The sequence below is a fragment of the Streptomyces sp. NPDC094034 genome (genome assembly GCF_040303865.1).
GTDB lineage: Bacteria > Actinomycetota > Actinomycetes > Streptomycetales > Streptomycetaceae > Streptomyces.
Map to the genome: position 1 here is coordinate 159,023 of NZ_JBEOUD010000001.1, position 15,168 is coordinate 174,190.

Sequence of the window (15,168 nt, forward strand, 5' to 3'; positions counted from 1 at the left end):
ACTGTCATGAATACGGAGCGCTTCGGTGCGACCGGTGAGGGTACGCCCGTCGACCGCTGGACCCTCGAACGGGCCGGTACCCGGCTACGCCTGCTGACGTACGGCGGCATCGTGCAGTCGGTCGAGATTCCCGACCGGAACGGCACCGTCGCCAATGTGGCGCTCGGCTTCCCGGATCTCTCGGGCTATCTGGGCGCGGGCGGGGCCTACTTCGGGGCGCTGGTGGGCCGGTACGCGAACCGCATCGGGGGCGCGGTCTTCACACTCGACGGCCGGACCCACCGGCTCGTGCCCAACGACGGTCCGAACAGTCTGCACGGCGGCGAGCGGGGCTTCGACCGGCGTGTGTGGGACGCGGAGCCGGCCGGGGACCACGGGGTACGGCTGTCGCGGATCAGCCCCGACGGCGAGGAGGGCTTTCCCGGCCGGCTGGACATCTCGGCGACGTACGCGCTGGACGCGGACGGTGCGCTGCGGATCGACTACCGCGCGGTGACGGACGCCCCGACGCATGTGAATCCGACGAATCACACCTACTGGAACCTGGGCGGCGCGGGCAGTGGCATCGCGACCGGTCATGAACTGCGTATCGCGGCGGGGCACATCACGCCGGTGGACAGCGCCGCCGTACCGACCGGGGAGCCGGCACCGGTCGACGGCACCCGCTTCGACTTCCGCGAGCCGCGCCCGGTGGGCTCCGGCTACGACCACAACTTCGTCCTGGACGGGGCGGGTCCGGCGGCCGAGTTGTACGACCCGGTGTCGGGCCGGGTGCTGACCGTGACCACCACGGAGCCCGGGATGCAGCTCTACACCGGCGACCACTTCGACGGTGAGCCGTACGGTCCGGGGGACGGGATCGCCCTGGAGACACAGCACTTCCCGGACTCCCCGAACCGGCCCTCGTTCCCGAGCACGGTGCTGCGGCCGGGCGAGGTGTTCGTCTCGACCACGACGTTCGGCTTCGGTGTCCGGTAGAAGAGGTACAGGTACAGGTACGGGTACGGGTGGGGCCCCGGGGCGGGCGGTGTCAGGTGCGCCCCGGGGCCGTCGTCGTCCCGTACGCCTCACCCGCTACGCCCGCGCGTCCACCACGGAGTTCAGCCGGCGGTCGGCGACGGACCTGCCCGCCTGGACCTCGTACGTACCGGGGACGAACGACCAGGATCGGGAGTCCTCGTCCCAGATCTCGAACGCCCTGCGCCTCAAGGGGATCCGCGCCTCGACCGTCTCGCCAGGTCCCGCCTCGACCGACGCGAAGCCGGCCAGCCAGCGGGCCGGTCGCTCCACGGTGTCGTCCACCGGGGCCAGATAGATCTGGACGACCTCACGGCCCGCGCGGACACCGGTGTTGCGCAGCCGTACCCGCGCGTCGTCGATGGTGGCCGTGATCGTCTCGTACTCCCAGTCGGTGTAGCCGAGGCCGTGGCCGAACGGGTACGCGGGGGCGACGCCCGCACGTTCCCAGGCCCGGTAGCCGATGAACACGCCCTCGCTGTAGTGGAGTTCGCCGTCGGCCGGGGTGGTCACCGAGACCGGTACATCCGCCAGCGCGACCGGCCAGGTGGTGGGCAGCCGGCCGCCCGGCTCCGCCGCGCCGAGCAGTACGTCTGCGAGCGCGCCGCCGCCCTCCTGGCCGGGGAACCAACTGAGCAGTACCGCCGCCACGTCCTCGCGCCACGGCATCTCCACCGGGGAGCCGGTGTTGACGACCACGACCGTGTTCGGATTGACGGCGGCGACCGCGCGTACGAGATCGTCCTGGCGGCCGGGGAGCTTGAGGTTCTCGCGGTCGAAGCCCTCGGACTCGACGCGTTCGGTGGTGGCGACCACCACGACGGCGGTGCCCGCGGTACGGGCCTCCTCGACGGCCCGGGCGATCAGTTCGTCGGGGTCGTGCCGCGGGCCGAGATGGAGCAGCGAGAACGCGACGGCCTTGATCGGGGCGTCCGGGATCCGGTGGACGGTGTGCAGGAGAGAGACCGTGACGCGCTCCCCCTCGGTCAGTTCCGCGTGGGCGCGCTCCACCGGCCGACCGAAGAACGCCTCGAACGGATCGGTGGCGGCGCCCAGTCGCTCCGTGCCGTCGAAGAGGACCGTGCCGTCGACGGTGAGGACGAAGCCGCCGAGACCGCGGGTGCCGAAGGCGTGCTCGCCGCTCTCGCGCGGAACGAAGGTGCCGGTCAGTTCGACGGTGTGCAGTTCCTCGTGGGTGACACCGTCGGGCAGATCGCTGCCGGCCCACTGCACCCGGCCGCCCGGGACGGTGGCGGTCCCGAGGATCCGTCCGTCCGCCGCGCGGCACAGGGCGGTCAGCTCGAAGCCGGTGCCCGCGTCGGCGAGTTCCTCGTTGGGGTCGGCGCCGAGGGAGTAGCTGAGGGAGCCGCCGGGAAGGGCGGCGGCGAGGCCGTCGAGCGGGGAGACCACATGGCCGGGGAAGACCACCGCGGAGCCGCCGCCGAGCACCCGGGCGTCGCGGGCCGGGGCGCCGCTCAGCGCGACCGTGCCCGTCCTGGCCGGATCGATCGGAAGGACCGGAGCCGGCCGGTCGCCGCCGTTCTCGTCCTCGGCGCCTGTCCGTGGTTCGTTGCGTACGAGGACGAAGGAGCGGCGCGCGATCTCCCGGGCCAGGGCTTCGCCGTCGATCGGCGCGGGCGGATCGGAGACGGCCGCGGGGGCGCCGTCGAGGACGCCGACCCGGGCGGCGAGCAGCAGCACTCTGCGGACGGCGTCGTCGACGGCGGACTGCGGCACCTCACCGGCGCGGACCGCGGCGACGAGCGCGTCGCCGTAGACCGTGCGCGGTCCCGGCATCGCGACATCGAGCCCGCCGAGCAGGGCGCCGGCCGTGGACCGGGCCGCCAGCCAGTCGGAGACGACAGCGCCGTCGAATCCCCACTCGCCGCGCAGGACTTCGTGCTGAAGATAGCGGTGCTCGGTCATCGTCGAGCCGTTGACCTGGTTGTACGCGGCCATGATGCCCCAGGGACGGGCGTGGGCGACGATGGCCTCGAAGGGGGCGAGATACAGCTCGCGCAGCGGGCGCGGGGCGACGATGTTGTCGACGGTGAAGCGGTCGGTCTCGGCGTCGTTCGCGACGAAGTGCTTGACCGTCGTACCGACCCCGCCGTCCTGGACGCCCCGCACATACGCGGTGCCGATCTCGCCGGTGAGATACGGGTCCTCGCTGTACGCCTCGAAGTGGCGGCCCCCGAGCGGGGAACGGTGCAGATTCACGGTCGGCGCGAGCAGTACGTGCACGCCCTTGCGACGGGCCTCCTGGGCGAGCAGCCGGCCGGCCCGGCGGGTCAGTTCCGGATCCCAGGAGGCGGCCAGCGCGGTCGGCGACGGCAGCGCGATGGACGGGTCGTTCGCCGTCCAGCGCACCCCGCGGACCCCGATCGGACCGTCGGACATGACCAGGGAGGCCAGCCCGATCTCCGGGAGCGCGGGCAGGGACCACATGTCCTGACCGGCCAGCAGCCCCGCCTTGGCGGTCAGATCCAGCGTGCCGAGCGCCGCCTCCACGACCGCCTCGCGTATCTGACCGGCCCGGGTGTCGGATGCGTCTGCCACTTCCGTACCTCCTCGTGGATGTCTCTCCGTATCTCCTTCTCTCCGCCGGATGGTCGCACAGCGATCCTGGCCGCGCGGGGTGGTCCCGGCACGTAACCCCGCGTCGTGCGGGCCCCCGGCCCGGAGGACATCGCCCCATGGTCATCCGCCCTGCCCGGAGGTGATACTTCCGCCACCCGACGGAAGGACTCCCGTGAGACTCATGAGGCCCCTGGGCCACATACGTGTACGCCCCGAGCTGTTCGGGCTCGCGCTCCTCACCACCACCGCGCTCACCCTCGCCGTGCCGCCCTCGCTCGCCGGCGCCGCCGCCGCTCAGCCTGCCCCCGTCCGGTCCGCCACCAACGCCGCGTTCACCGTCGAGGAACAGCGACTGGACCGAGCCGTACCCCAGGAGATCCTGCGGCGCGGCGGTTTCGGCACCGTGGCACCGGACTTCGTACAGTCACTGCGCGGCGCGGACTCGTACGCCGAGGCCGAGCGGACCGTCGAACGAACTGGCGCGCGGCTCTGGCAGCGGGCGGTGGACCGGGCGCAGGGGCGTGGTCCCGCACGCGGCGATCTGAGCCGGGACGACGACCGGCCGCTGTACTGGGCACGGCTCGCGCTCACCCGTGAACTGCGGCAGTGGCAGCCGGAGTTCGACCTGTCCGAGAGCAGGCGGGCAGCGCTGCTCGGGAAGCTGGAGCGCTCCTCGCGCGGCCAGGACTCCATGGACTTCCCGGCACGCGGAGACATCAGGGAAGCCAAGGAGACCAAGGGCCTCAAGCGGATCGTGCTGACGGGCTTCGACCCGTTCACCCTGGACCGCGACATCCGGATCAGCAATCCGTCCGGGGCGACGGCGCTGGCGCTGGACGGCACGGTGATCAGGACCGCCGACGGGCCCGCCCGTATCGAGGCCGCCGTCTTCCCCGTCCGGTGGGCGGACTTCGCCGACGGCACCGTCGAACAGGCCCTGCGCGGGCCGTTGTCACGGGCCGATCTCTTCACGACGGTGAGCCAGGGCCGGGTCGGCCGGATCGATGTCGAGCGCTTCAACGGCGCCTGGCGCGGCGGGTTCGGGGACAACGAGAATGTCTCGGAGACCGGGCTCGTGCCGGTGACCGATCCGGCCTCGCAGCCGCAGTGGACGACGACCAGCCTGCCGTACCGCTCGATCGTGGCGGCGGACACCGGCCGCTTCCCGGTGTACGACAACACGTCGGTGACCGAGATCCCGGCGGGCGGGACCGCGCCGGTGGTACGGCCGGGCGGACCGACGCCCGGTTCGGCGGCCCGTGCCGGGGGCGGCGGGGACTATCTGTCCAATGAGATCGCCTACCGCGCCACGCTGCTCCGCGACCGGCTGGGGCTGGACGTCCCGGGCGGCCATGTGCACACGCCGGTGCTCCAGTTCGGGGCGGGGAACACCGACCCGGCGACGGGGTCCGTGACGGACCCGGAGTTCGTACAGAACCGGCTGGACATCATCGCGCAACTGCGGACGATCATCACGGTGGCCGCGGAAGCCTCCTGACCCGTCCGAGTCGCGTCGAACGCGGAACGCGCGGCGCCGTCCGATCCAGTACGGGAAACGAATCCGGATCGGGATGCGAATCCCGAGCAGGACGAATCCCGAGCGGAGTACGAATCCGGATCGGACGGCGCCGCCGGAAGGCCTGTGGGTACGGTCCGCCGCTACTTGTCCATGGCGAGCGGTACGCCCGGCCGACGCGTGCCCTGTCCGCCGGACGCGGCGTCGTCGTCCGCGGACGCGTCCTCCCGCGGCGGGGCCGTCAGCTCGCGCACCATCAGGGTCGCACCGGCCACCGCGCCCGGCATCAGGAAGACCGCCACGAGCGGGACGAGAAAGGCGAGTGTGAGCGGGACACCGAAGCCGAGGGTGAGCATCCGGCGGCCCCGGAGCAGCCGCAGGCGCTCCTTCAGCTCGACGCCGCGACGCTGGAGCGCCACCGCCGTCAGCTCCTCCGCCAGGAAGAAGCCGGAGACACAGAAGCCGAGCACGGGAATGACGGTCTGCCCGACGACGGGAAGGAAACCGAGCGCGAAGAGCAGCACGCCGTACAGCGCCACCCGTACCAGGATCCGCAGACTGTCCCGGGCGGAGATCCACAGCTCGCGCCAGAGCGACAGCCCCGACTCCGGGACCTCGCCGCCCTCCGCGCGGTCGACCTCCTCCGAGAGTGATTCGTAGAAGGGCTGGCCGACCAGCAGCGTCACGGCGGTGAAGGTGATCACCGCGAGGAACAGCCCGAGCGCGAAGACCAGCACGGTCAGGGAGCCCCGGAAGAGACCGAGCCAGGGCGAGGACCAGTCGTCCGCGAAGGGGGTGGCCCAGGCGGTCAGATTGTCGGCGCCGTAGCCGAGGCCGACAAGCGCGCCCACATAGAGGACCAGAGTGACCAAGCCGGGCAGCAGTCCGAATCCGAACCACCGGCCGTGGCCCGCGACCCAGCGCTGGCCCTTCATCAAGTAGCCGAAGCCGGCGCCGAGATCATGCATGGGGCCAGCTTACCGGCCGTGTATGGACCCCCCTTGATGTTCGCGTGAGTAACCGGTAGACCCTGCGTACCGATCAACGTCGATCGCCACCGATCATTTCTGATCGGCTCCGCATTGATCGCCTCTGACTTTGCCGTCACTTCCGAGGACCCGGAGGAACAGACGTATGGGGATACCCAGACCCGTCCTGCTCACCACCGCCGTCAGCGCTCTCGCCGGCACCCTGCTGCTCGCCCCGCTCCCGGCGACCGCCGCCCCGGGCCAGGACACCCGGCGCCCGCACCCTGTCAGGGAGAGCGGCGGCCCCGACACCACCGCCGTGCCCCAGAAGACCACCGGCACCCCCGGTACGTCCGCGCCTCCCGCGCCGCGCAAGGACGGCGGCTACCCCCGGCGCACGGTCCTCGACGCGCCGCCGGAGAACCCGGCCGACAAGTCGATCAAGCTGGGTCTGGCCCCCTACCACTCACTCGCTCCCCGGCTCAACGCGCTCCAGAAGCTGAGCGATCGCGTCAGCGTCGAGGTGGCGGGCCGGTCGGCGGCCGGTCATGAGCTGTATCTCGTCACCGTCACCGCGCCCGAGAACTCCCGGGAGTCCCGCGAGCAGGATCGGATGCGCGAGCTGATCGAGGACTCCCCGGCGGTCGCGGCCAAGGACCCCCGTATCACGTCGTCGTACAAGACCCCGGTCTTCATCAACAACAACATCCACGGCAACGAGTGGGAGGGCACCGACGCCGCCCTGAAGCTCATCGAGGAACTGGCGAAGGCGAAGGACGGCAGAACGGCCGGGCTGCTCGCCAAGAACCGGATCTATCTCAATGTGACCGCCAACCCCGACGGCCGGATCGCCGGCACTCGCGCCAACGGCAACGGCTTCGATCTCAACCGCGACTTCATCACCGCCTCGCAGCCCGAAACACAGGCCGTCCGGCGGATCGCCGTCGACAAGCAGCCCGCCGTCATGCTCGATCTGCACGGCTATGTCAACGGCACGCTGATCGAGCCGACGACGCCGCCGCACGGCGAGAACTACGAGTACGACCTCTTCCTCAAGAACAGCTACGCCAACGCCCTCGGCATGGAGAAGGCGGTGAACGATCTCGGCTACACCCCGAACAAGGACGGCGTCGAGCCGCCCGTCATCCCCTTCCGCGACCAGCAGGAGGGCTGGGACGACTGGCCGCCGATCTTCACCCCGCAGTACATGGCGTTCCAGGGCGCGGTGGCCTCGCACACCGTCGAGTTCCCGATGCGCGTCAACAACAACGACTACAACAACCTGCCGGTGGAGGAGCTGCGCCGGCGCTCCGCGATCAACACCGACATCGCGGGCGCGGTGATGCGCGCGACCCTCGACTACACGCTCGACCACCGGGCGTCGGTGATCGCCGACCAGATCGAGACGTTCCGGCGGGGAACGGCGGGCGAGGCGCAGCGGCCGGTGTCCGAGGAGACCGTGCCGGGCGTGCCGGGCATCGGACCCGAGGATGTGTACACCACGTCCTTCCCCCGGGCCTATGTGATCCCGGCCGGTGCCGGACAGGGGGGATCGCCCACCCAAGGCAGCGAAAGCTCGGCGACCGCGGCGGCCCGGCTGGTGGACCATCTGATCGCCAATGACGTACGGGTGGAGCGTGCCCGTACCGGCTTCCGGCTGGCGGGACGTTCGTATCCGGCGGGCTCGTACATCGTCGACATGCACCAGGCCAAGCGCGGTCTGGCCAATGTGATCCTCGACGCGGGCCGGGACATCAGCGCGGACGTCTCCACGATGTACGACATCTCGGGGTGGAGCCTCGGGCTGCTGTGGGGCGCGAGCGTCGACACGGTCCAGAAGGCAGACGGCGGGCTGCACACCATCCCGACGCGCCCGGTCCAGGCCGCGTCCCCGACCGGGGCGGTGACGGGTCACGGCGATCTCCGGCTGCGCCTGGCCGACCCCAAGGAGCTGGCCGCGCTCAACTCCCTGCTCGCGCAAGGGGTGAGGATACGGCGGGCGGCGGACGGTTCGGCGATCGTGCCGGCCTCGGCACGTCGTGAGGCGGCCGTCCTCGCGGACCGTTACGGCGTCGCCTTCACCGCCACCAAGGAGAGGGGCTCCGGGGCGGTGGCCCGTACGCGCGTCGCGGCGGCGGTGACGTCCGGCGAGCAGTTCGCCCTGCGGGAGATGGGCTTCGAGGTGCTGCCGGTGTCGACCGCGACACTGAACGCGGGCTTCGACTGGTCGAAGGCGGATGTCCTGTATGTCTCCTCCGGTCTCCAGTACGGCGCGCTCAACCCGGCGGCGCGCTCGGCCCTGGACGGCTTCCTCGCCGGCGGCGGGGGCGTGGTCACGCTCGGTGCGACCGGGGCGGCCTTCAACACCGCTACAGGTCTGCTCGCCGTCAAGCCGGTCGCGGGCAACGGCGACGCGAACGGCGTGGTGCGGGTGACCAACGCGGGCGGCCCGATCACGGGTGGCGCTCCGGCGCACACCTTCGTCTACTCGCCGCTGTGGTTCACCGACCTCGGTCGTGGAGTGCGGGTCGAGCAGTCGTACGGCACAGGCGGCCCGCTGGTGTCCGGCCACTGGCGCGCGAAGGAGGACGGTACGGGCGGCCCCTCGGACGCGGCCGGCCGGGCCTCCGTCGTCAGTGGTACGTCCGCGAAGGGCGGGTCCGTGGTGCTGTTCGGTACGGAGCCGCTGTTCCGCGACCACCCGAAGGGGCTGTTCTCGCAGGTCGGCCGAGCCCTGCTGGGGGCAGCCGGCTGACTCCTCACGGCGCCTACGTGATGCTGACGTGATGACGCTGACGTGACGCCGGGGCCGTTCGGGGGCCGTTCCCGCAGGTGGCGGGGGCGGCCTCCGCGCCGTTGTCAGACCGGACGCAACCGCCACTGCTGGCAGGTGCTGCCCAGCCAGGGCCACTGCCGTACATCGGCCCCGTCCGCCGTCGAGCAGCCGGCGACGTCCGCGACCTTGCCGCTGCGGGCGCCGACGAGCCGCACCCAGCCGCCCTGGTCGGTGACGACGAGCCGGAAGGCCTGGCAGATGGTGTCGCGCCAGGACCACTGGCGCAGATCGGCGCCGTCCGCGACGGAACAGGCCGCCGTGTCCAGCACTTTCCCACTGGCGGCGTTGACCAGCCGGCTGGTGTCATCGCCGAGATCCTCGACGCGCCAGCGTTGACGGGCGCCGCCGTGACAGGCCCACTGGAGGACATTCGCGCCATCCGCTCTCGAACCGGCTTCCACTTCCAGGCACTTGCCGCTGCTCCGGTTCACGAGTGTGTACGCCGTGGGAGTGGCCGCGCGCTCACGTGAGGCCCCGGCGAGCACGGCGCCCGGCGGAGCGGGAGCAGTGGTGTCCGGCAGCCGGTCGTCATTGAGCTGGTCCCCGTAGCTGTAGGGGCCCATGGGGTCGGCGCCGGCGCTCTTCAGTACGTGCGAGCGCTGGGTCCTGTGGTAGTCCTCGACGGCCCGGCCGGCCACATAGGACAGATACCAGTGGCCGTCGCGGAAGTGGAGCCGGGGCGCCTCCATGTTGCAGCAGCGCGAGGAGGTGGAGTCCGTCCAGACCCGCACGCTCGGCGCGCTCGACAGCCCGGTCTGGGTGGCCGACTTGCGCATGGTCAGCTCCGCCGAACTGACTGTCGTGACCAGGTAGTAGTCGCCGTCGTAGTACTGGATCCAGGGACCCGCGCCGGTCCGGGACATGGCGGCCCCGGCGGGCGGGGGCGCGAACGCGGTGAAGGCGGCGAGGACGGCGAGCGACAGGGCCAGGAGGAGCGTGGTTCTGCGAGGGGTGCGGCTCACGCGGATTCTCCTTACGGCATCAAGGGGGGTGGAGCGCGCGGGAGTAGGAGACGTTCGGTATGCCGAACTACAGTCACGACCTCGAACGGGAAGCTAGAGTCGAAGCGCTTCCGCGTCAACGGTCGGAAACGGACACGGGACAAGCGGAGTTGACGTGGGCGGACATGACTGAGGGCCGCACCCCGGTCAGGGGTACGGCCCTCAGCCGACAGACAATGCGTCGGGCACCGCGTCAGACGGTCCGTCAGACAGTCCGTAAGGCGGTAGGCCAGACAGTCCGTCAGGCGGTCCGTCAGGCGGTCCGTCAGGCGACGGAGAGCTCCACCTTGATGTTGCCGCGCGTGGCGTTGGAGTACGGACACACCTGGTGCGCCTTCTCCAGCAGATCCTTGGCGGTCGCCTCGTCCACATTCGGGATGGAGGCCACCAACTCGACCTCAAGACCGAAACCGCCGGCCTCAAGCTTGCCGAAACCGACCTTGGCCGTCACCGTCGAGCCGGAGATGTCGGCCTTCTGCTGACGGGCGACCACACCGAGCGCGCCCTGGAAGCAGGCGCTGTACCCGGCGGCGAACAGCTGCTCCGGGTTGGTGCCGGCGCCGCTGCCACCCATCGACTTGGGCGGGTTGACGATGACATCGAGCTGACCGTCATCACTGGAGACACGGCCGTCACGGCCGTTCTCCGCGGTGGCGACGGCGGTGTAGAGGACATCGAGCTTCTGGATGGTCATGCGGTGCGTTCCTCCTGTTGTACGCCGCGACTCGCGCCCACGGACCGCGGCGGCCTGGGACGAGCCTAGCCCCTGTCTAGTGGCTCTCGCTGTTGAGCGTGACGATCATCTTTCCGGTGTTCTCGCCGCGGAGTACGCCGAGGAAGGCGTCGAAGCCGTTCTCCATACCCTCGACCGAGGTCTCGTGGTACTTCAGCTCACCCGAGGCGAGCCAGCCGGCGACATCCTCGACGAACCGCGGCCGCAGACCGTAGTGGTCGGAGACGAGCATGCCCTGGAGGCGCAGCCGCTTCCCGATGACCAGGGCCAGATTGCGCGGGCCCGGCGTCGGGTCGGTGGCGTTGTACTGCGCGATCGCACCGCACAGCGTGACGCGGCCATGGAGGTTGAGCGTGGAGAGCGCCGCTTCGAGATGGTCGCCGCCGACGTTGTCGAAGTAGACGTCGATGCCGTCGGGCGCAGCCGCCTTGAGCTGGTCCCTGACGGGGCCCTTCTTGTAGTTGAAGGCCGCGTCGAAGCCGTACTCCTCGGTGAGGAGCTTGACCTTCTCGTCGGAGCCCGCCGAACCGATCACCCGTGAGGCGCCCTTGATCCTGGCCAGCTGGCCGACCTGGCTGCCGACGGCGCCCGCGGCGCCGGAGACGAAGACGGCGTCGCCCTCCTTGAAGGAGGCGGTCTCGAACAGGCCCGCGTAGGCGGTGAGTCCGGTCGCGCCCAGCACACCGAGGTACGCGGAGAGCGGGGCGAGCGAGGCGTCGACCTTGGTGCCGTGCTCGGCCGGGAACGTGGCGTACTCCCGCCAGCCGAGTCCGTGCACGACATGGTCACCGACCGCGAACCCCTCGGCGCGCGAGGCGATGACCTCGCCGACAGCGACGCCGTCCATCGGCTTGTCCAACTGGTACGGGGGTACGTACGACTTCACGTCGTTCATCCGGCCCCGCATATACGGGTCGACCGAGAAGTGGAGGTTGCGGACCAGGATCCGGCCCTCACCCGGCTCGCTCACGGGGACGTCGCGCAGGGCGACATCGCCCGGCTCGGGCCAGCCGTGGGGGCGTGCGACGAGAAACCAGGCGCGGCCGGACTCGGGAAGTGCGGTCATGGTGCGGAGCCTCCTCAGACAGTTCTGCGACGGTGAGCCATGGGTACCAGGTCAGGGAACCGAGAAAAAGCTTCACCACATGAAACAACAATGCTCTTGAATATTTCATGTTGTCAAGTAACGGAGTACCCTGATGCCCATGGCCACTCCGCGAAGAGACCCGCTCACCCTTGAGGTCGTCGACCTCATCGGCACCGTCGTGGCGCGCTACTACGCGGAATACGAGCAGGCCGCGGCCCGTCACTCGCTGACCGGCGCGCAGGCACGCGTGCTGGGACTGCTGTCCCTGGAGCCGCTGCCCATGCGCGGGATCGCGCGGAAGCTGAAGTGCGAGCCGTCCAATGTCACCGGCATCGTGGACCGGCTCGAAGCGCGCGGCCTGGTGGAGCGCCGACCCGACCCGGCCGACCGCCGGGTGAAACTCGCCGCGCCTACGGAGGAGGGAAGGGAGACCGCGACCCGGCTGCGCGACTCGCTGGACTTCGCGCGTGAACCGCTCGCCGCGCTCTCCGCCGAGGAGCGCGGGACGCTGCGCGATCTGCTCAAGCGGATGCTGGGCGGGAGCGTGCTCTGAGACGCGCGCCCCGAAGAACCGCCGAACGCATCGGACGCATCGGACACGTCAGACGCGTCAGACCCGTCAGACGCAGATGAAAATCCACCAGGTGCAGGTCTCGGACGGCGTGGGAGAGGGCGCGGGCGGCGGCGGTGGCGGCGGGGCCGCCGAGGTCGGGCCGCCCGACGTGGGTTCGTCCGTCGGCTCGGCGGGCCTGGACGTACCGGGTTCCGGGTCGTCGGTCTCCGGCGGTTCCGGCCCGTCCGTGACCTCCTCCCCGTCCTCCTCACGCGTGGCGGAGGCCGACGGCGATTCTTCGGTACGCTCCGACGCGCTCGGGCCGCCGCTGCCGCCCGGACTCGCCTCGCCACCGGCACTGATTCCGGACGCCGGCACCCGCGTCGCGGATCCGCTGGGATCGTCGGGTGCGGCGGGGCGCTCCGTGTCCTGCGGGCCGCCCTCGAACTCGACGGGCGTCTCCTCCTTGACGGAGGTGGCGTTGTTGTCGTGGGCCGATTCCCTGGCCAGTTCGGCCAGGCTCAGCACGCCCGCCGCGAGGATCACCGCGAGCGCGGCGATCAGCAGCCTGCGGCCCCGCCTGCTGCGTGCGCGACGCGGTCCGCCCCGGCGCGGGGCCCTGCCCGCCGCGCCCTTGCTTCGCCCCGCTCTGCGGTAAGAGCCCTTGCGCCGCGAGGAGTCGCGGCGCGGCACGGTGTCGTCCGGGCGGTCGTGGCTGACGAGCCCGTAGTCACTCACGGCCCCGGCGTCGTACTCTCCGTGACCTTCGTCGTCCCTGTCGTCCCTGCCCGGGTGGCGGCTGTGGTGCGACCCGGGGTGGACAGGCTGGTGCTGCCGCAGCTCCTCGGCGGGGGTCCCGCATCCTGCGCAGATCAGTGCGCCGTTGAGGTGCCGACGACACTGTGGGCAGTAGTCCATGGCGCCCCGCAGATTATGCGGCGGGCGGTAGGGCGGACATGGCGAGGTTGTGAGGATCGTGTGTGAAGTGGCGTGCGCATGGCATGTCTGCCCATGTCTGCGTGTGTCTGCCCGGTTGGGGACCGCCCCGCGGAGACGGGGGAGTATGGCGTTATGACCTCCACCGGGCCGTTCGGGCCGCTCGACTTCCAGCTCGTCCTGCTGCGCCGGATGGCCGACCATCAGCCGGAGCTGGTCGACGAGGCCCGCCATGAGCTCGGCGTGTCCCTGGCCGGCATGCGGGAGGCCAACCGCCGCTGGCAGGCGATGGTGCGCTCGCCCCGGGCGCGCGGCTCGCTGTCCCGCTACCGCTCCGTACTCGGCGAGCCGGAGCGTACCTCCCGGCGCGTGATCGGCGATCTGGAGTGCGACGCGCTGCTGTGGCCCGTTCCGCTCTGGCCCGAGCTGCGCTTCGAGGTGATGGTGGCGCCCGGCGGAGCCGTATGGAACGAGTGGCTGGTCCGCGCCCCGGGGTCGGCGGGCCCCGAGCTGCGTACGGCCGACGATCTGCGTCCGTGGTGCTGCACGGTGGACGAGGTCGCGCGGGCCTTCCCGCCCGCCAGGCCGATGGAGGGCACCGCCCCGACCAGGATGCGGCTCGCCTTCACCCCGCCCGACGGCCGGGCCCGCGTCGCGGAATTCACCTGGGGCCTGCTGCAACGCTGGTCCGACTGACCGTCCGTACGATCCGCCGGTTCCCGTCCGTACGATCCGCCGGTTCCCCGTCATTCTTCCTGGCAGGCCGTCAAATCCGAACGCCCGTCTGGCGTACCCCAGCGCGCGGCGCGTGCCCCGGCGCCGCACTATGCGAACAGGGCCGGCGGCCGCCGGTGAACCACCTCAGCGCTCTCGGGAGAACCTGCCGTGACCGTCAGTCTTGAGCAGTTGCGACGTTGCCATATCGCCGTCGACCTGGGGGCCGCCCGGACCCGGGTCTTTGTAAAGGGGGCCGGGCTCGTCGTCGATGAGCCGAGCGCGGCCGCCGTGAACACCCGTACCGGCGCGCTCATCGCCGTCGGCGCCCTCGCCGAGCAGATGACCGGCCGTACCCCCGACTACATCCGCGTCGTCCGTCCCGTCACCGGCGGCACCGTCGTGGACATCGAGATGGCGCAGCGCATGCTGCGGCATTTGCTGGGTGACAAGCTCCGCCGTCAGTTGCGCCGCAAGCCCTGGCTGCGCGCCGCCGCCTCCACTCCGCACGACAGCGATCCGCTCGCCCAGCGCGCCGCCGTCGAGACCCTGGTCGGGCTCGGCGCGCGCCGGGTCGAGCTGGTGGACACGCTGATCGCCGCCGCCGTCGGCTGCGGACTGCCCGTGGAGCAGCCCACCGCCACCATGATCATGGTGTGCGGCGCGGCGACCACGCAGGTCGCGGTGTTGTCGCTCGGCTCGATCGTCACGGCCGTACGGATCCCGGTCGGCGGCAACGCCATCGACCACGCGGTGATCCAGCACCTGCGCCACCAGCATGAACTGATGCTGCCCAGCCAGTCCGTACGCCCGTTGCAGCTGGCCCTCAGCAACAACGGGCTCACCGAGGGCGGTCCCAGCAAGACCGAGATCCACGGCCGGGACGTGGCCACCGGGGTCGCCCGTTCGGTGATGGTGGACACCGCCGCCGTACGGGAGGCCATCTACACCCCGCTGACCGCCGTCCTCGACGGCATCAGCAAGGTGCTGCGCGACTGCCCGCCCGATCTGGTGGCCGACCTCGGCGACCGGGGGATCATGATGGTCGGCGGGAGCGCGCTGCTGCCGGGGCTGGACCAGATGCTGCGGGATACGACGGGCATGCCGGTCGCCATCGCGGAGCGCCCCGACATCTGCGCCGTGCTCGGACTCGGGGCGATGCTGGAGGGCAAGATCGAGCCGATGGTCCTGAACCCGCTGGCCGACACCCACTGAGAGCACGACCTG

At 71.1% G+C, this 15,168-nt stretch carries 12 protein-coding genes; 6 read left to right on the forward strand and 6 right to left on the reverse strand.

The window, feature by feature from the left end; all coding sequences use genetic code 11:
- Positions 1-6 precede the first annotated feature (6 nt).
- Entirely contained in the window at positions 7-978 is a 972-nt protein-coding gene (locus ABTZ59_RS00745) for an aldose epimerase family protein (protein WP_351388726.1), read from the forward strand.
- 96 nt (positions 979-1,074) lie between these two features.
- Here ABTZ59_RS00745 and ABTZ59_RS00750 read toward each other — a convergent pair whose 3' ends face one another.
- Positions 1,075-3,576, reverse strand: coding sequence for a beta-glucosidase family protein (locus ABTZ59_RS00750; protein ID WP_351387393.1), 2,502 nt, complete (start codon positions 3,574-3,576; stop codon positions 1,075-1,077).
- A 202-nt stretch (positions 3,577-3,778) separates the two neighbouring features.
- Here ABTZ59_RS00750 and ABTZ59_RS00755 point away from each other — a divergent pair, with 202 nt between their 5' ends.
- A complete protein-coding gene (locus ABTZ59_RS00755) occupies positions 3,779-5,095 on the forward strand; it encodes a pyroglutamyl-peptidase I (RefSeq protein ID WP_351388729.1) in 1,317 nt (438 codons plus the stop codon).
- A gap of 161 nt (positions 5,096-5,256) precedes the next feature.
- Here ABTZ59_RS00755 and ABTZ59_RS00760 read toward each other — a convergent pair whose 3' ends face one another.
- Positions 5,257-6,081, reverse strand: coding sequence for an EI24 domain-containing protein (locus ABTZ59_RS00760; RefSeq protein WP_351387398.1), 825 nt, complete (start codon positions 6,079-6,081; stop codon positions 5,257-5,259).
- Between the two features lie 166 nt (positions 6,082-6,247).
- Here ABTZ59_RS00760 and ABTZ59_RS00765 point away from each other — a divergent pair, with 166 nt between their 5' ends.
- Complete coding sequence (locus ABTZ59_RS00765; RefSeq protein ID WP_351387404.1) at positions 6,248-8,836, forward strand: M14 family metallopeptidase; 2,589 nt, start codon at positions 6,248-6,250, stop codon at positions 8,834-8,836.
- 104 nt (positions 8,837-8,940) lie between these two features.
- Here ABTZ59_RS00765 and ABTZ59_RS00770 read toward each other — a convergent pair whose 3' ends face one another.
- The 3 genes from ABTZ59_RS00770 to ABTZ59_RS00780 form a co-directional block, all read right to left on the reverse strand.
- A complete protein-coding gene (locus ABTZ59_RS00770) occupies positions 8,941-9,885 on the reverse strand; it encodes an RICIN domain-containing protein (RefSeq protein WP_503001821.1) in 945 nt (314 codons plus the stop codon).
- 298 nt (positions 9,886-10,183) lie between these two features.
- Positions 10,184-10,612 carry an organic hydroperoxide resistance protein gene (locus tag ABTZ59_RS00775; protein WP_351387412.1) on the reverse strand — a complete coding sequence of 143 codons (429 nt, stop codon included), beginning with the start codon at positions 10,610-10,612 and terminating at the stop codon, positions 10,184-10,186.
- Between the two features lie 76 nt (positions 10,613-10,688).
- Complete coding sequence (locus tag ABTZ59_RS00780; protein WP_351387416.1) at positions 10,689-11,717, reverse strand: NADP-dependent oxidoreductase; 1,029 nt, start codon at positions 11,715-11,717, stop codon at positions 10,689-10,691.
- Positions 11,718-11,856: 139 nt separating this feature from the next.
- Between ABTZ59_RS00780 and ABTZ59_RS00785 the strand changes: the two genes are divergently transcribed.
- Positions 11,857-12,291 (forward strand): MarR family winged helix-turn-helix transcriptional regulator, encoded by a 435-nt coding sequence (locus tag ABTZ59_RS00785; RefSeq protein ID WP_351387420.1) that lies wholly within the window; start codon positions 11,857-11,859, stop codon positions 12,289-12,291.
- A gap of 66 nt (positions 12,292-12,357) precedes the next feature.
- Here the strand turns inward: ABTZ59_RS00785 and ABTZ59_RS37325 are convergent, their stop codons facing one another.
- On the reverse strand, positions 12,358-13,461 hold the full coding sequence (locus ABTZ59_RS37325) for an SCO2400 family protein (protein WP_503001680.1): 1,104 nt from the start codon (positions 13,459-13,461) through the stop codon (positions 12,358-12,360).
- On the opposite strand from ABTZ59_RS37325, the gene ABTZ59_RS00795 reads away from it, so the two are divergent.
- The gene (locus ABTZ59_RS00795; RefSeq protein WP_351387428.1) at positions 13,363-13,923 is read left to right on the forward strand and encodes a hypothetical protein; all 561 of its coding nucleotides are present in this window, start codon (positions 13,363-13,365) and stop codon (positions 13,921-13,923) included. The genes ABTZ59_RS37325 and ABTZ59_RS00795 overlap by 99 nt on opposite strands.
- Before the next feature lie 189 nt (positions 13,924-14,112).
- Positions 14,113-15,156 carry a rod shape-determining protein gene (locus ABTZ59_RS00800; protein WP_351387431.1) on the forward strand — a complete coding sequence of 348 codons (1,044 nt, stop codon included), beginning with the start codon at positions 14,113-14,115 and terminating at the stop codon, positions 15,154-15,156.
- Positions 15,157-15,168 lie beyond the last annotated feature (12 nt).